This is a genomic window from uncultured Caldilinea sp., from assembly GCF_937128415.1.
Lineage (GTDB): Bacteria > Chloroflexota > Anaerolineae > Caldilineales > Caldilineaceae > Caldilinea.
On the sequence record NZ_CAKZMJ010000068.1, the window covers coordinates 1 to 19,025 of the forward strand.

A 19,025-nucleotide genomic window follows, 5' to 3' on the forward strand; every position below is an offset into this window, starting at 1 on the left:
CTCTTCACGGCCTGGACGCAGACGGTGCTGGCCGGCTCGACGCAGGTGGCGCCCTTCATCCGGCTGCTGGGGGGCGGCTCGTGGATGGGCAGCGTCCCCTACAGCGTGCTGGTGTGGGGCGGCGTCGCCATTGCACTGATCTGGCTGTTGCGCCGCTCCGGCTGGGGCAGGCTGATCTACGCCATCGGCGACAACGAGACGGCGGCGCGGCTGGCGGGCGTGCGCGTCTGGCAGGTGCGCCTCAGCGCCTACATGCTCTCCGGCGTCCTCTCGGCGATTGCGGGCATCCTGCTGGCGGGGCGCACCGGCGCCGTCGACCTGCAGTTGGCCGGCGCGTTTTTGCTGCCTTCGGTGGCCGCCGCCGTGATCGGCGGCACCTCGATCTTCGGCGGCATGGGCGGCTACAGCGGCACGATTCTCGGCGCGCTGATCCTCAGCGTGTTGAACTCGTTGTTGACCTTCCTCAACGTAGGCCAGGCCATCCAGCAGATGGTCTACGGCTCCATTGTGCTGGCGCTGGCGTGGGGCTACGCCAGCCTGACGCGGCGCAGCTAGCGCAGAGAAAGAACGGTGTGCGATGCAGATCAGCGTGCTAGGCGGCGGACTGGTGGGAGGAGCGATCGTCAAAGACCTGGCGCAGACGCCTGATTTTCACGTGACCGTCGTCGACCGCGATCCCGGTGCAGTGCAACGACTCGAGAGCGAAGCGAAGGTGCGAGGGTGCGTCGTCGACCTGAACGCGCTCGAGGATTTCTCCAAACTGCTGGCCGACGCCGATCTGGTGGTGTGCGCCGTGCCGGGCTTCATGGGCTTCTCCACGCTCCAGAAAGTGATCGCCGCCGGCAAAGACGTCGTCGATATATCCTTCTTCGCCGAAGACCCCTTTCTGCTCGACGACCTGGCGCGGCAGCGAGGCGTCACCGCCGTGGTCGATTGCGGCGTGGCGCCCGGCCTGAGCAACCTTCTGCTGGGCGACCTGACGCGGCGGCTGGAGCGCATCGAGCGCTACGAGTGCTACGTCGGCGGGCTGCCGGAGGTGCGTCGCTGGCCCTTCGAATACAAGGCGGTCTTTTCTCCGCTCGACGTGCTCGAGGAGTACACGCGTCCGGCGCGCCTCGTCGAATGGGGTCGCGAAGTGGTGCGGCCGGCGCTCTCCGATGTAGAGCTGCGCGACTTTCCCCCCATCGGGACTCTGGAGGCGTTCAACACCGACGGCTTGCGCACGCTGATGCGCACGATGCAGATTCCCTTCATGAAAGAGAAGACGCTGCGCTACCCCGGCCACGCCAACCTGATGGCTGCCCTGCGCAAGAGTGGCTTTCTGTGCAAGGAGCCGCTCGAGATAGGAGATGCGCGCGTGGCGCCGATCCAGCTCACGGCGAAGCTGCTCTTCAAACAGTGGCGATTGCAGCCCGGCGAACGCGATCTGACCGTGATGCAGGTGATGGTTGAAGGCGTCGAGGCCGGGCGCGGCGTGCGCTACATCTACGACCTCTTCGACCGCTACGACGACGTCGCCGGCGTCACCTCCATGGCGCGCACGACCGGCTACACCTGCACCGCCGTCGTCCGCCTGGTGGCGAGCGGTGCGTTTTGTCGCACCGGCGTCTGCCCGCCGGAGTTCGTAGGGCAGACGCCCGGCTGTTGCAAGGCTGTGCTGAGCGATTTGGCGGCGCGTGGAATTCGATTACAAGAGCAGAAAGAATTGTTGTAAATCCTTGCGCGCCAGCAGGTCACACGCCATCCCGGAGCACCTGCAGAAACGAAGTCATATTGGCCTGACAAGCCGCCCCAACGGCCGGCGATTTTGCATTCTATTTATCTTTTTCCGCAAAATCCTCCGTAAAGAACAAAATCAAATTCAGCATAGGAGCCTTCCATGAACCGTCAGGACATCTCGTTGTTGCAGCAAATTTCAGGCTACCCCGCCGTCACCATCACCATGCCGACGCATCGCACCTCGCCGGAGAACAAGCAGGACCCGATCCGGCTGCGCAACCTGGTCAAGCAGGCGACCGAGCGTCTGCTGAGCGAGTTCAGCAGGCGCGAGGTGGAGCCGATCCTGGGGCGGCTTGAACATCTGGCCTCAAGCGTCGATTTTCGGCACGCGCTCGATGGGCTGGCGCTCTTCGTCCATCGAGATTTTGCGCGCTCGATCACGCTGCCGTTCACGCTGAAAGAGCGAGTGGTGATCGACGAAACCTTTTTCACGCGCGATCTGGTCTTCGCCATGAACCGCACCCCGCGCTATTGGGTGCTCGTGCTCAGTGAGAAGCCGACGCGGCTGTTCGAGGCGACGCGCGATGACCTGCTCGAAATTCAGGGCGGCGGCTTTCCGATGGTGCACGAAGGGCCAGGGGGCGAAGCGCCGCTGCCCGGCGGGTTCGGCGTCAAACGTTCGCACATCCGCGACGAGGCGCATCGCCAGTTCTTCCGCAAGGTCGATGAGGCGCTCAAGCCCTTCATGAACGGCGACCCGCTGCCCCTGGCGGTCGTGGGCGTGGATCGGTATCTGGCCTTCTTCGACGAAGTCTCCAGCCACAAGGACGCCATCATCGCCAGGGTGCAGGGCAGCCATGACAAGACCTCGGCGCATGAGCTCGGCAAGCTCGTCTGGCCAGCGGTGAAAGAGGCGCTGGCCGAAGAGCGCCGGAAGGTCCTGGAGGAGCTGGACAAAGCCGTCGGTGAGCAGAAGTACGTCTCGACGATCGGCGAGGTGTGGCGGCTGGCGCAGGAGGGTCGCGGCCGTCTCCTTCTGGTCGAAGAGGATTTCCACTATCCGGCCGTCGTAGATGAGAGCGGAATGATTCTTTCTCCGGCGGAAGACCCGGAGGCGCCCGGCGTTATCGACGACGCCGTAGATGAGATCATTGAAACGGTGCTGGCCAAACAGGGGCGGGTGGTCTTCGTCGAAAACGGTCAGCTCGCCGAGCACCAGCGCATTGCGTTGATTCTGCGCTACTGATCGAGGGACGCAGGCGCGATCTGGACATCCGTGAACTGGATGTCGTCGTAAGTGAAGCGACGGTCCTGGATCAGCGGCGGCGCATGAGCGATGGCGACGACGATGCGGTTCAGGCCAGGCTGCAAGAATTCGGCAGGCACGCGCCATGAATGCATCACCCACGTGCGGCTAAAATCTTCGATGGGCATCGGCGCCGGCAGGGGATGGCCGTTGATCCAGATACGGTTCGACCAGAAGTTGCTTTGCATGATGCGCAGGGACAATCGCCATTCCCTCGAACCGGGATCGTCCAGGTAAAAGACGCCCTCCCAGCGCGGGCTGCGGCGCAAGCCTCGATACAGCGGAACCCACGGATCGGGCAGGTCTTTGTCGCCGAGGTGGATGACGACATCCTCCGCCACGATCTGCACGCGCTGCGGCGAGGCAAAACGCGGATGCGCGGCAGGGGGGCGGCGTCCGGCAAGGCGTTCTTGCAGCGCGTGATAGACCGGACGCGGCTCGCCCTCCGGCGTCAGCAAGCTGTAACCGCCCCATTCTGGATGCGTCTCCCCACCGAGGTTCCAGATCGCCGCCAGCTCCAACCAAGGCCAGCGCGCCTCGGCCAGGTCAAGCGCCCGGATGAGATAATCGGCCTGTTGCGCGGGCGTCACCTCCTGCCAGGCCGAATGCGCCACCGCCTCCACCGTCCAGCCCATCTCGGTGATGTAGACCGGCTTGCGCGCGTCGCCGTTGCGCTCCATAATGGCGCGCAGGGCGACGAGGCGCTGGAAGACCAGGCCATCCAGTCCGTCCCCGGCCCTATTGACCTCTGAAAACGGCGCCTCAGGCGGACGACCGAAGCCGTAGGCGTGCGCAGCGAGCACATCGAAAAAACGGCCTGCGCCATGACGATACATCTCCTCTAGAAAACGGCGGTCATCCATCGCCCGGGCGTCGTTGGTGTTGGTGGGCGCAAGCCCTGCGCTGATCACCTTCGCCGCCGGGTCGCCCGCCTTGACGCCCCGGCGCCCGGCCTGCAACAGCGCTGCGTAGCCGGCCGGGTCCGGCGGGCGGTCGTTCCATTCCAGCGCCAGGTTCGGTTCATTCCAGATAATGTAGCCGGCGACCTTGCCTCGATAGCGGGCGGCGACGCTGCGCACGAAGCGCTCATAGGCGGCGACGTCCACAGGCGGCTCGCCGACGTTCGCCGCCTCTCTCAGCGCCCACTCCGGCGGCTGGTCGAGGCGCACGAGCAACTCTAATCCGTAATGGGCTGCGCCCGCCACAGCCTCGTCCGCCATTTGCCAGAAGAAATAGCCTTGCGTCGGCTCGACCTCGCGCCAGGGGAAGAGGAGCACGACCGTGTCTACGCCCAGCTCCGCCGCTTGCGTCAGCACGTCGGCGTCGGGACGAATCATGTGCACGCCAACGCGCAACGACTTGCGTTCGGCCTGGTGCATGCCGACGAGCAGAGCGAACAGCAGCGCGCTGAGGAGGGTGGAGATGAAGAGCAGGAGAGGACGAGAGCGGGAGAGCGAGAGAGGAAGAGAGCGGGAGAGTGAGAGAGGATGAGAGCGGGAGAGCGGGAGAGGATGAGAGCGGGAGAGCGGGAGAGGATGAGAGCGGGAGAGCGGGAGAGCAGAGGATCGGCGACTGTCTGACAAGCGCAGACCAGGCCTGCAACCCCAGCCCCTCAAAGAGCCGACAGCGAGTCGATATAGATGCAACGGCCCAAACCCGTGAAAATCCGTCATACCCGTGCCAATCCGCGTCCCCTAATTAATTCGACCCAATCCTCTGGAGCTTCAGACATCTCCGTGCAAATCCGTCATATCCGTACAAATCCGCGTCCTCTCATTCCCGCAAAAGGCCGGCGCGCCAGACGCCGTGCGTCGTCGCAGCGTAAAGCCAACGACCGTCGGCGGAGAGGAGCAAGGCGTTGACCGACTCGTCCTGCGCAGCCTCATCGAAAGGCGCCCGCTCCCAGGTGCGACCGTCATCCAGGCTGCGCCACAGGCCCTGGTATTTCGTCCCGGCGTAGAGCAGGTGCGGCTGGCGTGCGCTCCAGGCCAGCGCCGTCACCGTGACGTCTTGCAGCCCAATGCGCTCCCAGGTTTCGCCCCGATCTTCGCTGCGATAAAGGCCGTCGGTGGCGCCGACGTACACGCGCTGTGGCTGCGCCGGATCGACGACAACGGTGAAAAGGCTGCGCCCCGCCAGCGCAGGGACGCTGCGCCAGCGTTCAGCGCGGTCGTCGCTGATGTACAGCCCTCGCGCTGCGCCTGCATAGAGCCGCCGAGGATTGCCCGGCTCCATCGCCAGCGCCAGCACCTCGGCGCTGATCGGCATGCCTTCCCAACGCGCGTCCCAGGTCGGAGCGTCGCCGAGCGCCTCCTCCGTGCTGTAGACACGCTCAAAGGCGATATGCACATCAAGACGGTTCGGAGCGTCCGGGTCGAAAAGCAGCCCGTTGACGCCGTTCTGCGGCCAGCCGACGAGCCGCCAGCTTGCGCCGGCGTCGAGCGAACGATAGAGGCCGGCGTCGGTTCCCGCAAAAAGGATGGAAGGATTCGCCGGCGACGCCGCCAGCGCCCGCACCTGGCGCAGAGGCAGCCCTTCGCCGACGCGCCGCCAGCGGCGCGTTGTTTCTTCCCAGCGATAGACTCCATCTTCGGCGCCCAAAAAGAACGCGCCGCCCGCTTCAAGCAGGGTCAATCCGCGACGTTCGCCGACGTTTTCCACCGGCCGCCATGTACGCCCGGCGTCACGGCTGGAATACAGGCCGTGCTGCGTTCCGGCGAGGATGCGATCGGCGTTCAGAGGATCGATCGCCAGCGCATAAAAGAGGCCGTCGCGGTCGAGCGCCGACCAGAGGCGCCAGCTTGCGCCGGCGTCGTCGCTGCGTAAAATCTCGCCGCCGCCCATGCCGAGATACAGGCTCCCGTCCGGCGCGGTTGCGAGGGCGTCCGGTCGGCCCTCCAGCGGCGGATCGACCCTTCGCCAGGTTGCGCCGACGTCCACGGAGCGAAACAACCCTTTGCGCGTGCGCGCCAACAGCAGCGCGCCATCGGGAGACGCCCAGAGGCCGGCGACATGCGTTTCGCCAATTTCTTCGACGAGGCGCCAGGAGAAATCGTCGTCGGCGATGACGCCGTCGCTCACATAGAGGCCAAAGCCGTCGGTTCCGGCGAAGAGACGCCCATCCACGGCGGCGAGGGTGAGCGCGGCGCTATCGGCCGGCGTAGGCAATGATGTAAGGGGCTGCCAGCTTTCGCCGTCGAGACTGCGCCGGATCGTCGGCGCTTCACCCCAGCGAGAGACGCCCGCTGCGTAGCGAATTCCTTCAGGCGACTGGGTCACCGTAAAGGCGGCGTGGTCGGCGGGCCAGCCGATCGCCGCCCGCCGGCGCCACCCTTCGCTGTGCAGCTCCACCCGCCAGACGCCATGCGCGCCGGCCACCCAGAGAACGCCGGATAGAATCTGGTCAAAATGAACCGCATGCGCCGCTTCGGCAAGGCTATGGTCTTTGCGCCACTCTTCACCCCCGTCCTCGCTGAACAGCAGACCGGTCGGCACGTACAGTCCAATCGCTATGCGGCGGGGCTGATGGGGGTCGAAAGCAATCGAGGCGACGGGCGCATGAGGTCGCAGGCCGTCGTGAACCGGCTCCCACCGAAGCGGCGGTGCAGATTGAGCCGCAGCGGGCGAAAGACGAGCCTCACACGCCGTAGCCAGCATAGGGGAGAGAAGAAAGAGAAATGAGAAGAGGAGAAGGGCAAGGAGCCTCCGGTTTCGCTCTTCACTTCTCTCACGCCAGGCTCTTGCTGTCCCGCGCCGAGCCCTTGCTGTCCGAAGATGTGACGGCATCGGTCTCATCATGTTCGATATAATAACAGCGCCATTAAAATCGACGATGTAGGCATGAATCTGTAATCTAACTACTTGATAGAAGTTACACAGCAGCAGGCCCTCACCCCCCCCTGGCCCCCTCTCCCAGCATTGGGAGAGGGGGAGAAAGGAGCATCGTAGGTGCGGCTCCCAGCCGCACGTCCTCGATAGACCGCAAGGTCATAGAGAATGCAGAAAGCGCAGCAGGCCCTCATCCCTACCCCCTCTCCCAATGCCGGGAGAGGGGGTAGAGACGCCGCAAACCTCGCAAATGGGATTCACCGTAGGGGCGGCTCGCAGCCGCCCACCCCCAACAGACCTCAGCCGCTAGGCCCTCACCCCTACCCCCTCTCCCAATGCCGGGAGAGGGGGAGAAGGGGAGCCGCCCTCCTATGGCAGCTCCCCCTCGAGCGCAATCAACATTCCGCCGCTGCTGTCCACCACCCAGATAACGCCGCTGGCGTCCACCGCAACGCCGACCGGTTTCACGGGGCGCCCCAGTAGCTCGGCAAGGCTCCATGCGCCGAGCGGCTCTCCTTCCGGATCGCGCAGCAGGATGCGTCCGTTCTCCGGCTCGGTGAGAAGGAGCCGACCTTCCCTATCGACGGCCAAATGCGGGCCATCCACCGTGTTGGCGACGGCCAGCGGCCAGGCGCGCTCCCGCCGGCCGTCTGGAGAATAGCGGATCAGACGATGTCCCTGGCCGTCCACGACGAAGAGCCGACCATCGGCCCCCATCGCCGCGTCGACCGGCTGCGCGTCCTCGCCGGGCCAGACGACCACCTGCGCCATCGGCTCGCCGCTTACGTCGAGAACGACGACGCGGTTGTTCGGCGTGTTGGCGACCAGCACGCGCCCGTCCGACGTTGCGCCAAGCCCCCGCACACGGTCGGCGATCGTTGGGTCAAGGTTGGCGGCGAACTCCAACGGCTGTCCGTCGAGGGTGAAGCTGCGCAGTCGCCCGACGCCGACGTCGCTGACAAAGAGGCGATTGTCGAAGATGGCGACGTCGGCCGGCTCGCGCAGGCGCTCCGGGCCGCCATCGATGACGCCGCGCAATGCGCCGTCGGGCTCGAAGACGGAAATCCGGCCTCCGCCGCTCTCCGCCACGTAGATTGCTCCGTCCTCGGCTGCGGCGACCCCGCGTGGGACGAGCAGGCCGTCGGCGACCACGCGGGCGACGCCCTGCAGCCTCGGCTCCTCGGCGGGAAAGGCGTCCGGCTGCGGCTGCTCCGCCAGCAGGAACGAGGTCAGTGCATCCAGCGAAGGCAGGGCGATGCGGGCGTAGCTTTCCTGCGGCGGGTAGAGCGCTTCCATCGGAAGGATCTGGCGTTCGCGGCCGGGCGGCTGCCAGTAGACGTTAATGTGCGTGTGCGACGTGCGGTCGGCGAAGCGGATGCGGATATCGTGCAGCCCGTGCGACAGCGCAATCTCGCCTTCCGCATAGGTATTGGGCCGTTGCGCCTCGACGACCAACGTCCCGTCGATCCAGAGCATCGATTCATCGATCGACTCCAGCCCAAAGCGATAGAGGCCTTCGACTGGCGCCGCCACCTTGCCCGTCCATTCGACCGTGTACGGCCTCGGCAGCGGCACGACGTGGATATAGCGGTCGAAGCGGGCGTCGATGCGACTCAGGACTTCGGGCGGCGTCCAGTCGCCGTTGGCGAAGTAGCGCCCTAGCAGCCCATGGCCCAGTCGCGGCTCACTGTAAAACACAGTCGGCGGAATGACGGAAACGACCCCGTCCGGCGTGCGCCAACCGAGCGTCACGCGGCCCGGCGCGCCCACGACGTTGACGCGCAGCGCATGGACGCCCTCCGCCAGCACGATGGCTCCAGAGAGCGCGCCTGCGCCTTCTGCAATCACGCGTTCGCCGATGCGCAGCGCGGCGACGGCGGGCGCTTCCAGGTAGAACTCATACTGACCGTAGTTTTTTGCATGTAAGAAGCCCTCCCACTCCACCGAGAAGGGAACGAGCAGCGGCGTCTCTTGCGACCAATCGGCGGCGATCTGCGCCTCGCGGCGGACCAACGCCGGTTCACCCTCCCAGGCGTCGTTGGCGAAGTAACGGGCGGTGAGGCCGCGGATGGAGGCGATGTCCTCCGGCGAGAGCCGCGCCGTGAAGAGGACGGGCGGCCCCTTCACCGGCGGGAGGCTTTCCTCAAACTGCGCCTGCGGATAGAGCCGCCTTGCCTCGTCGTAGAGGCTGCGGCTGTCGGCGTTGAGGATCAGCAGCGCGCTGCGGTCCGGCGCAAAATCGAGGGGGAACTGGTCGAGCGTGTTCAGCTCCTGGTAGGGCCGAGCATTGCGCGCCACGAATTTGATCGTCGGGTGCCCGCGGAAAAAGGAGGTCACATAGGCATCTGTGTCGGGGTCGAGGTGGGCGAGCAGGCGGGCGGTCAGCGTCTCCGGCGTGGAATAGGCGTTCCAGACCGCAAAGTCGTTGGCCTGGCGCACGAAATAGGTGTAGGCGTTCAGACCGATGACGGCGATCGCCAACAGAAGCGCAGGCGCCCGCAACGCGTGAGGGTAATAACGCCCGGCTGCCAGCATCCAGGCGCGACTCAGCGTCGCCAGGGGAAGCGCAGCGAGGATATAGGCGACCGGCAACGCGGCGTTGGCGCGCAACGACTGCGGCGCCTCGAAATCGAGCGAGAGCGCGCCTCCCATCAACCCGAAGAGCATCCACAGCAGCAGGAACAGATAGGCCGGCTGCGCCATCCGGCGCAACGCATAGGCGGCGCCCACCACCAACAACGGCGCGGTCACTGCATCCAGCATCGGATTGCCGGGGAGATTGTGCCGTCCGTTGGGATCGCCGAAGACATTGAACATGAGCAGATGGCGGCGCACGTTCGCCCACAGCGCCGGCCAGCGCTCCGCCTCGCTTTTGTCGGCGAAGATAAAGGTCTTTTCAACGCGCGCCCAGAAGATGTCGGGATGCTTGTAGGCGTAAAGCCCCACCGGCGCAGCCACGAGCGCGGCGATCAAGGTCAACAGCCCAACGCCGATCCAGAAGTTGCGCGAAGGCCAGCGACGGCGCGCAAGGCGTTCGTAAAGCGCCCAATGCACCAGCAACAGATAGACGGCGGGGACAAAAAGCCGAAACGAAGTGTAAAAACAGAGTCCCAGGCCCAGCCAAAGCCCGGCCAGCGCGTAGTCGAGCAGGCGCTGCGTGCGCAGCCCGCGCAGGACAAAGGCGGCGGTCAGCAGCGTGAAGAGGGGCGTGGACATGGTGGCGAACATGCCGAAGCGGCTGAAGGTCAGCGCCCAACTCGACGCAGCCAGGAAGAGCGCCAGCAGCAGCCCGACGCTGCGTCCAAAGAGTTCTGCGCCGACCCAATAGCTCGCAACCACCGCCAGCACGCCGAAAACGACGCTCACCAGCCGGATCGACTGCACGCTGACCCCAAACCATTCAAACGAAAGGGCTGTCAAATAGAGAAAATGGGCCGGCCCGTTGATGGCGCCCTCGAAGATAGGGCGAAACCGTTCGCTTTCCAGAATGCGCAGCGCCTGCAGCCCATGCTCCGCCTCGTCGTACCAGACGCCGAAAGGCAGATCGTCGAAGCGAAAGAGGCGCAGCGCAAGGGCCAGCGCCGCAATCCCAACCAGGAGCAGCACAGGACGTCCCCGCTCCTGCCATCGCCGCACCCCGCTGCTTTCATCGGAATGCGCCGGCAACCCTCTGTCGAGCAGGAGCGCGCCCGCCAGCGCCGCCAGCAGCGCAGCGCCGTGCCAGCCCCACGCCTCCACGGCAAACGGCTCGAAGTCGTAGAACTGTTGCAGTGCATTGATGGTCAGGAGAACGGAGAGGATCAGCGCCCCGACGCCGACGCGCGCCATCCACCGGTGTGTAGACGAACGGGGAGAGGAGAGCGGGGGAAGAGAGTCGTCCGGGGGGCGCAGCGGGTCAAAGCGATGCGCCCAGAAGGCGACGACGAAGAGGAGTGCGCCTGCAGCAAAGAGGAGGCCGGCTTCGCCGAGCAGACCCTCCTGCACCATGCGTTGACCTGCAAACGCCAGCGCACAGGCGCCTCCTCCGAGCAAAAAAGGTCGCAGCGCCGTTCTTGAGGACATAACCAACACAGTAGAGCGTTAGCTCACGGCTGAATCTCCGGAAAGACCATCACGCGGTTATTGACGCCGTCCGTCACAAGGATGAGCCTGTTCGCCAGATCGGCGGCGATCCCGTTGGGCTGCCCGATGCGGCTGGCGTCGCTGCCGGGGCCGCCGAAGGCAGCCCGCACGGCGCCGTCTCGATTGAAGACCATCACGAGCGCCGTCGCCGGATCGGTCGCATAGATCGCGCCGTCGGCGGTGACGGTCAAATACGGCTTCTGGAAGACGTCGCGACCCACCCAGCCAGGGGTCGGAAATTCGGCCAGGTACTCCAGATTCGACGAAAGACGCTGGATGCGGCCATTCCAGGCGTCGGCGACGAGCACGGAGCCGTCGGTTGGATCGACGGCCACGGCGGTCGGCTCCTCGAAGCGGCCGGCGATGACGCCGCCGCCGCCCACCTGTTTGATCAGCTCGCCGTTGGGCGTGAATTTCAGGATGCGCTTGTTGCCGGTGTCGGCTACGAGCAGGTTGCCGTCCAGGTCGATCGCCAGCCCGCGCGGGCCGAAGAGCGCGTAGGGATCGCCCAGCTCGCCGCCCGTCGTGGCGAAGACGCCCCACTTGCGCAGGAAGCGTCCCTCGCTGTCGAAGACCTGGATGCGGCCGTTCCAGGTGTCGGCGACATAGATTTGACCGGCTTCATCGACCGCTACGCCCCACGGCTCGTAAAACTGGCCGTCGCCGAGCGCCAACGGACCGTCGCCGTCCGGGTCAAGACAGGGCGTATTGGCCGGATCGTTGACGTTGCAGAAGCTGCCGAACGAGCGAATATACTCGCCGTTGCCGTTGAGCACGACGATGCGATGGTTGCCGGTGTCGGCGATCACGCGGTTGCCGCCGGGCGCCACCGCCACCGCGCGCGGGGCGAAGAGCGGCAGGCCGTTGTAGGCGTCGCTATAAATCGTCAGTGCGGCGACCGTGCGCACCTGCCCCGGCTCGATCACAGGCACGTTCGGCGCAGCTTCAACGGCGATAGGCGTCACGGCAAGGTCCCAAATTTGATTGGCCAGATCGCGGCGCACATACATATCGAATTCGCTCTGATAAGGCCACTTAGAAAGATCGCGGAACTGCGACAGATTGTTCGGGTCGCGGTACTTGCGGAAGAAGACGATGTCGAAGACGCGCTGCCGTTGCGCCGGGTCGGCGATAGCGCCCCACAGCCGATCCCACGTCAGGTCGAAGTAATCCATCTCCGGCCACCAGATGCGACGATAGGTGCGCTTGACGTAGTCGCGCGCCATGTACGGTTCGACCTTGGCGCGGTTCGCCGGGCCGACGATCACCACCGGCGCCGACATGGCGTCGGGGGTGGGAGAGTCGCCGTAGTAGCGGGCGTTGCGATAGAGGCGCATGTACCAGCTCAGAGGCCAGGCGCTGTCGTTGTCGTAGGCGACGACGATGTTGCGGTCGCCGACGGTGCGTTCGCTGATCGTGTCGATCTCCGACAACGCCCGCTTGATGTCGGGCGATGCGTGGGCGTAGACCAGATATTCCGTAGCCATGTCATAGTTGATGTAGGTCAGCATGAAGCTGGTGCGCACGGTGAAGAGAAACAACACCGCAGCCAGCCCCACCGCCAGCAGCCGCAAGGCCGGCAGGATGCCCACGCGCAGCGCAGCGTACACAGCGCCGAAGATCGTCCCGCCCAGCGCAGCCAGAATCAACAGCCACTGCAGCAGGCGACCGAAAACGCTCGCTTCTCGGCCCGCCGCGCCCGAGGTGACGGAGAGCAGCACAGCCCCAAGCACTGCCAGCGCAGGGAACACAAAGATCAGCAACCAGGAGCGCTCGCGCCAGGCCGCCCGCCAGTCGATGCTGCGCACTGTGTAGCCGAGCCACCAGCCGCCGAGCACGCACATCGGCAGCGCCATGTGCGTCAACAGCCAGGGCATCTTTTCGCCGGCGACGGTGTAGCCGATCCAGGCGCCGAGCGTCCACCAGATGAGGAAGAGGACAAAGACGAAACGCGTCTGGCGGCGATAGTCAGGCGCGTCGTCGTCGACGCTGCTGAAGGACGGCAGGTCCCCCTTCGCCACCGGGTCCCAAACAACCTGCTGCGCCGCCGTGCGTCGGAGGTTGTATCCGACGGTCGCCATGCCGAAGAGGCTCAGCGCAGCGGGCAGGAATTCGTACAACCAGCCGATAAAGGCGTAGTAGTAAAGCGGCTGCGAGCCGCGCTTGACGCCCTGCTGCGCCAGCCAATAGCCGAGGCTGCCTACGACGCCGGTGGCCAGCCCCTGCACGGTGTTGGTGAAAAAGGTGGTGAAGAAGAGAATCTGCACCAACCAGAAGAAGCCGAACAGCGCGCCCCACTGCTGCAAGGTGGGACGCCAACGCCCATCTTCGGCGACGGGCTCGCGGCGAAACCAGGCGACGCCGAGGGCCGCCGAGGCTACGACGCAAAGCCCCACCAGCAGGCTCATGCGAATGATCATGGCCTGGGTGGTGTAATCGACGGCGTTGGTGAAGACCACCGGGTCGCCGCCGGTCAGGACGTAAATGAAGGGGCTGAGGAAGGGCAGCACCAGCGTCAACATCAGCACAGCAAGGTCGGCGGCGGGATGGTTGCGCAGCAGATGCCAGCGCCCGCGCATCGAGATGACGAACGCAGCCAGCGAGACGGCGCCGAGAATTCCCAGGATGAGCAGCCCCCAGAAATCCTGCTTCAGCTCATGCAGCACCCACCATACAGCGCCGCCAAGCGCCAATGGCCCGGCGATCCTCAGCAGCCGCTGCGGACCGACGACCTGCCACAGCGCCCAAAAGGCGGCAAAGGAGCCGATGATGGCGCCGTGAATGAAGTGGTTTTCCATGGTGGCGAAGCCAAAGGCCATGCCCGCTACCATGATGACCAGATAGCGCAGGCGCCGGGCGTCCACATAACGAAACGCGCCGTAGACCCAGACCACCGTGAAGAAGGCCATGAAGATGTCATCGCGGATGTAACGGCTGTGGAAGAGAAGGCTGGGGCTGATCGTGATCATGAGGCCCGCAAAGATCGCCCCTGTGCGGCCAAGGTAGCCGCGCAGCAGATACATCATCCAGATCAGCGCCAGCCCGATGAGCGCAGGCGCAAGCCGCGCCGTGAAGTCGCTGTCGCCGAAAAGGAAATAGGTCAGCGCCGTGACATGATAACGGAACGGCCCATGCATCATCGGGTTGTGGTCGTAATTGCCCTGGGCGTAGAGGTAGTAGGCGTACAGGGCGTGCAGACTCTCGTCGTGGCTCATGGCGCGCACACCGAGGTCGTACAGGCGCATCACGGCGCCGATGGCAAGCATTCCAACCCAAATCGCCGTTTCCCAACTCAGCGCGATCCACGAGGCAAGCGGACGATCCAGCCAAGAAGAAATCTGCGAAGCCTGAACCTTTTGTCTTTGTAGCGTATCGACCATTCCAAGCTCTTGCGTCACGGTTCCTATCCCTTAAATTTCTCTCGATTCCATCATCGCGGCGCCCACAGCGTGACCGTCTCCGTCGGCGGCGGCTGATCGACCTTGCGATAGAGCAGCCAGCGCAGTCGTGGGCGCTGCACCTGTCGCCACTCGGCGCTTGCGTCTGTGATCACGCCCTGTTGAGGGGCGGGCAACATGGAAAGCCGCCAGGTGTACTCGACGTCATAGCGGCTGCCGATGTAGGGGTCGGGCAGCGGCAGCGAGTCGTTGCGCGAGGTCGGCGCAATCACCAGCGGCATTCGTTGCGCGCCGGCCACGATGTCGAACACGGTGGCGTCTAGAGTGCGGACATGGTGCAGGTTGCGCATGTGGCGCAGGCTCCAGCCCAGCGCAGGATGGGGCCGCAGGTTGTAAATGAGCTGCACCTCAATTTCATGGGGATCGCCGCGGCGGATGCTGCTCAGGCGTTCCACGTCCTGCACCAGCAAGCGCATCTCTGCATGGGTGTGTACAGGCCAGAAGCCATCTGGCTGCATCAATTCGGCGGTGTGGTTTAGCTGCCAGCCGCTGCGCACGGTCAAGGCCGCCAGCACAACGATGTAGAAAATCAACGCAACCCGCCCTGTCGAGCGCCAGCCGGCCCAGAAACCAAAGGTCAGCCACACAGCCGCCATCAACCCCACGAGGACGCCGCTCCTCAGCCAGATTTGCTCGTTGAAGATGAGATCGTTCACCGACGCGGCCAACCAAATCGAACCGGCAACGAGCAGAACGATCTGGATGACAAGCAATGCAAACAGCTCCAGTCCCGTGAGGTCGCCCCAGGGGCGGGGAAACGCCCGGTCAATCAACAGCGCCGCCGCAATCGCCAGCGGAATTCCAACGAGGGGCAGCGTCTCCGGCGGTCTGCCCGGCAGCAACCAGAGCAACAGCCCCCACGCCACCCAGACGCTCAGAAAGATCGGCAAACGCAATCGTTCATCTGCACCGCGGAGAAGCCAGGAAGCCCTTTGCAATTCCCTTTGCTGCTCTGGGTCCGACCTTTGCTCCCTGCGCAGGGCGCCCAGGACGGGTTGCGCCCAGATCGACGCCAACCCCAGCACGCCAAACACCGCCAACAGGGGCTGATCGAGAAGCAGCCGCGCAAACGGCCAGGCAAGGGGGTTCGTCCGCTCCAGGCCGGCGATGGCCAAGATCCACGCCGTCAGGCTGGCGCTCAAGGCGGAGAGCGCCTCAAAGCGCAGCGTCAGCCCGGTGGCCGCCAGCGCCAGCGGGACGCCGAACCAAAGCCAGGTCGAACGATGGAACAGCCAGCCCGAGGGGGTCTCCTCCCCTGCACCGGAGCGATCAACGCCGTAGATCAGAATGAAAAAGGCCAGGACCGGCAGCATTCCCCACATCAACGGGCCGCTGGTCAAAAAAAGCGCCGCCGCCACCGCCGCCGTCCGCTCCCAGCGCAGCGCCTGCCGTGCGTCGGGTGCATGGCTTCGCCGCCACAGCGCAGTCAACGTCAACAGGCCAAGGAAGATCGTCAATGCGGCCGCATCCGAACGGCGACTGAACGCCATCAGCCAGGGATCGATGGCAAAGAGCGCCGCGACCACCAACGCCGCCATCCGTCCGATCCAGGGCCGCCAGAACCACGGCAACAGCACGGTGGCGACGCCGAACAGCGCCGGAATAGCGCGCGCCAATGCGTCGCCGTCGCCGATCAGCCAGAAAAGCAACGACTGCAATCCATACAACAGCGCGCTCTCCGGCGCGGGCGCGCCAACGACGAACTGTTGATTGGCGGCCAACCATGCGCTCCAGGCGGCCGCGCTTTCCTGGGGCGAAAGCGGCTCCCGCCCCAGCCCGATCAAGCGCAACAACACCGCCGCTGCAAGAATGACTGCATAGAGCAGATGCTCCACGGTCGCCGTCTGAGCGACCGCAGGAGCCGCCTTTTCCTCCGAGGGCGGCGCGCTCTTGGGGACGCCTGCGCCGTCCGGGCGATGCACTTCTTCGCTTGTGGGATGGACAATGCTCACTTCTACAGAATGCTCAGTTGTTTCACGCATCGAAAACTCTGCTTATGGAAGCTGCCGTTCAATCCGCTCCCATCCGAACCCGCTATGGAATCCGATAAATCCGCACCATTGTATCAGGAGACGCGCCATCTTCATAGACGAGCTCTAGCTGCGCGTACAAGGCCCGCTCCACGGCAGGCGAGAGACCATATTGCGCTCGCTCTGAAGGGCCTACGTACAGATAACTTGCGCCAAATTCTTTCAGCAGGCGGAGCGCTTCGTCCGGCGAGGCGCCGCCGTAGATCGCCTGCAACGCTTCGGGGCGCCCTGCCGCCATGCGACCGTAGGCGCGGCCACGCCACTGCGACTCGTGGCCGTCCCAGCCCAGCAGCGTCTGTCTGCCCGTCATCGTGCTGATGCGGTTGGTGTCCGCTGCGTAGGAGCGCCCCTTGCCCTCGACCACGATGTCCGTCGGCAGCGTGTTGGCGCGCACCCATTCGACGGCGCCGTATTCCGCCGGCGCCACGCTGGCGAGATAGGCGGAGGCGTCGAACGTCGGCGGGCGCGAAAATCCCTGCGTCTTGCTGTATGCGCCGGCGACCAGGTAGATGGTTGAACTGAGGGCCAACGCAAGCGCAGCCAGGCTCAACGCCGCCGGTGCGATGCGCCAGCCGCGCCAACGCGTCAGGCTGGTCACAATTGTAAATGCGCCGGCAAGGCCAAAAAGCAGCCAGGCCTGATAGTAGAACTTAAAGATCGTGTTCATGCGCCACCCGAAGTTGTCGCGCAGATAAACGATCTCCGGCGTCAGGGTCAATCCCAGCCCGATCGCCGCCAGCGCCAGCGCGAAGAGCAGTGGCCGCTCTTCGCGCGCCATGGTTGCGAAGCGATGCACGCCGGTCCAGAGCAGCGCCAGCGCCAGCGCCGTCATCGCGCCGACGATCAAAAAGGTGAAGGGTTGACCTATCCACCGCTCCACGATAAACGGCAAATGGGAAGCGGCGCCGTCGGGCAGCGCCACGTTCCCCACCAAGGCCCGACCGCGTTCGGTGCTCGTCGCCGCCCACGCGCTCAAGGCAAGCAGCGCCGCCGGCAGGCCTATCGTCAAGACAAGAGAGAGCAGTACAACTTTCAGACTCGGGCGAAACGTCGCCCATCCCAACGCCAACAGCGCCGTCAGCGTCAGCAGCGCCGTTGCAAACATGGCGACGTACTGTGAGAAGCGCGTGGGGTGAAAGAGATTGGGAATCAGCCCTCCGGCCTGGCTCTGGGCGGTCAGGAAGTAGGGGAGATATAACAAAAGAGCAAGTGCAAAGAGCGCAAAGCCCGCCATCGCCGCCAGGCCGAGCGCCCGGCCCGGATGCGAGGGAGCCTCCGCCCCTTCTACGCGCCCGGCGGAGAGCGATGGCATCGCCGCCGCCGCGATGCTAAAGGTCGTCAACAGCCAGTAGGGAGGGTAATCCCACGTATTCAGAAAGAGCAGCGCGCCTGTGACCACGGCCACCAACAGGAAGCCGCCCCACCCCAGCGGGAAAATGCGCTTCAGTTCCATCACACGCTCGATAAATCCGTCGGAGGCCGGGACTGAAAATCGAGAGCCGAGGTCATCCTCACTTCTCTCTTCTCTGCGTCTCAGAAAAATCGCCAGCGCGGCGGCCACGGCGAGGATGGCGAAAGGCATCGCCGCCACGTGCGGATGATTGTCGCCGAGGATGTAGCTGAAGGCAGGAAACTCGTCGATGACCTCGATGTGATCCCCGCGCAGGCTGACGTCGGCGAGCACGCGGCTGCTCCGCCACCACCACCAGCCGTAGCTGATGAACCACTGTCGCGTCACTTCGGCGTTTTCCGGAAAGCCTCGCACCTGCAGCCAGGCCGCCAGCCGGGACACATCGACGCCGTTGGCGTGGAGCCATTCAAGCAGCCCCTGTAAATTGGCCGAGAGGCCAACCAGCAGGCTCGCCGTCAACCCGCCCCCCAGCGCAGCGACGAAGCGCCGCCCGGCCGCCGCGACCAGGTTGTAGCCCACGCCGAACGCGCCGGTCAGGAGCAGTCCAAACCAGACCGCCTGCGACAGGTTGTAGGCGACCGCCGCCGACTGTCCGGCCATCAGCCCCACCATGTTCATCAGCCAGTAGCCGAAGTAATAGTAGCTGATCGGATAGCCCGCCAGCCAGGCGTCATGCGGCGGATAGGTGAGGCTGGCGCGGATGCTGTGCATGAACATCAGATCCATCGGCTGCTCGGTGTGATCGGCGGCCGGGTCGTGCGCCCGCACCCACGCCCATGCGGCGAAGGCGCCGAGAAAAAGCAGCTCAATGAAAAGGATATAGCGCCAGGAGGGGAGCGAAGCGAGGCGAAGCGTTGCAAGTCTACGCCGGCCTACGACCCCACTGACGGCGGCCAGAGCGATCAACGCCAGCCACGCGCCGCCGATGTCGTTGCGCAAGAGGCCGAGGCTGTAGGCGATCCACAGGAAATAGCCGGTCAACAGAACGCCGAGCAGACGACTGAAGGCGTAGCCGCGATCCGGCAGCGCAGCAAAAAAACGCAGCGCCAAGGGCAGCGCCGCCGCCGTCATCACCTGCACCACCAGATAAACAACAAAAAACTGCCCAACCAACGCCATGCCCTTCTACGCTCCCGCTCTCCCGCTCTCAC

Annotated in this window: 9 protein-coding genes; 3 read left to right on the forward strand and 6 right to left on the reverse strand. The window is 64.9% G+C overall.

The features are described from left to right. The 3 genes from Q0367_RS12360 to Q0367_RS12370 form a co-directional block, all read left to right on the forward strand. The coding region (locus Q0367_RS12360) for an ABC transporter permease (RefSeq protein ID WP_298982560.1) at nucleotides 1-555 on the forward strand (555 nt) is incomplete at its 5' end. A 22-nt stretch (nucleotides 556-577) separates the two neighbouring features. Further along, the gene (locus tag Q0367_RS12365) at nucleotides 578-1,714 is read left to right on the forward strand and encodes a saccharopine dehydrogenase family protein (protein ID WP_297641030.1); all 1,137 of its coding nucleotides are present in this window, start codon (nucleotides 578-580) and stop codon (nucleotides 1,712-1,714) included. Between the two features lie 165 nt (nucleotides 1,715-1,879). After that, nucleotides 1,880-2,965 (forward strand): hypothetical protein, encoded by a 1,086-nt coding sequence (locus Q0367_RS12370; RefSeq protein ID WP_297641024.1) that lies wholly within the window; start codon nucleotides 1,880-1,882, stop codon nucleotides 2,963-2,965. Here Q0367_RS12370 and Q0367_RS12375 read toward each other — a convergent pair. From Q0367_RS12375 to Q0367_RS12400, 6 genes are all read right to left on the reverse strand, one after another. Continuing rightward, nucleotides 2,959-4,362 carry a hypothetical protein gene (locus Q0367_RS12375; RefSeq protein WP_298982561.1) on the reverse strand — a complete coding sequence of 468 codons (1,404 nt, stop codon included), beginning with the start codon at nucleotides 4,360-4,362 and terminating at the stop codon, nucleotides 2,959-2,961. The genes Q0367_RS12370 and Q0367_RS12375 overlap by 7 nt on opposite strands. A 436-nt stretch (nucleotides 4,363-4,798) precedes the next feature. After that, nucleotides 4,799-6,682, reverse strand: a complete 1,884-nt coding sequence (locus tag Q0367_RS12380; RefSeq protein ID WP_298982562.1) for a hypothetical protein — start codon at nucleotides 6,680-6,682, stop codon at nucleotides 4,799-4,801. 540 nt (nucleotides 6,683-7,222) lie between these two features. Next, nucleotides 7,223-10,915: a PA14 domain-containing protein gene (locus Q0367_RS12385; RefSeq protein ID WP_298982563.1), complete on the reverse strand. Its 3,693-nt coding sequence runs from the start codon at nucleotides 10,913-10,915 to the stop codon at nucleotides 7,223-7,225. Nucleotides 10,916-10,938: 23 nt separating this feature from the next. Beyond that, nucleotides 10,939-14,373, reverse strand: a complete 3,435-nt coding sequence (locus Q0367_RS12390) for a flippase activity-associated protein Agl23 (protein ID WP_298982564.1) — start codon at nucleotides 14,371-14,373, stop codon at nucleotides 10,939-10,941. Between the two features lie 32 nt (nucleotides 14,374-14,405). Continuing rightward, nucleotides 14,406-16,415, reverse strand: a complete 2,010-nt coding sequence (locus tag Q0367_RS12395; RefSeq protein WP_297641298.1) for a hypothetical protein — start codon at nucleotides 16,413-16,415, stop codon at nucleotides 14,406-14,408. Between the two features lie 52 nt (nucleotides 16,416-16,467). Beyond that, nucleotides 16,468-18,993, reverse strand: a complete 2,526-nt coding sequence (locus Q0367_RS12400) for a DUF2298 domain-containing protein (RefSeq protein WP_297641297.1) — start codon at nucleotides 18,991-18,993, stop codon at nucleotides 16,468-16,470. Nucleotides 18,994-19,025 lie beyond the last annotated feature (32 nt).

Bases quoted from the DNA above. Each gene is read 5' to 3' on its own strand.
- Q0367_RS12365 (WP_297641030.1), top strand. From the start codon at position 578: ATGCAGATCAGCGTGCTAGGCGGCGGACTGGTGGGAGGAGCGATCGTC.
- Q0367_RS12370 (WP_297641024.1), top strand. From the start codon at position 1,880: ATGAACCGTCAGGACATCTCGTTGTTGCAGCAAATTTCAGGCTACCCC.
- Q0367_RS12375 (WP_298982561.1), bottom strand. From the start codon at position 4,362: ATGATTCGTCCCGACGCCGACGTGCTGACGCAAGCGGCGGAGCTGGGC.
- Q0367_RS12380 (WP_298982562.1), bottom strand. From the start codon at position 6,682: ATGCTGGCTACGGCGTGTGAGGCTCGTCTTTCGCCCGCTGCGGCTCAA.
- Q0367_RS12385 (WP_298982563.1), bottom strand. From the start codon at position 10,915: ATGTCCTCAAGAACGGCGCTGCGACCTTTTTTGCTCGGAGGAGGCGCC.
- Q0367_RS12395 (WP_297641298.1), bottom strand. From the start codon at position 16,415: ATGCGTGAAACAACTGAGCATTCTGTAGAAGTGAGCATTGTCCATCCC.
- Q0367_RS12400 (WP_297641297.1), bottom strand. From the start codon at position 18,993: ATGGCGTTGGTTGGGCAGTTTTTTGTTGTTTATCTGGTGGTGCAGGTG.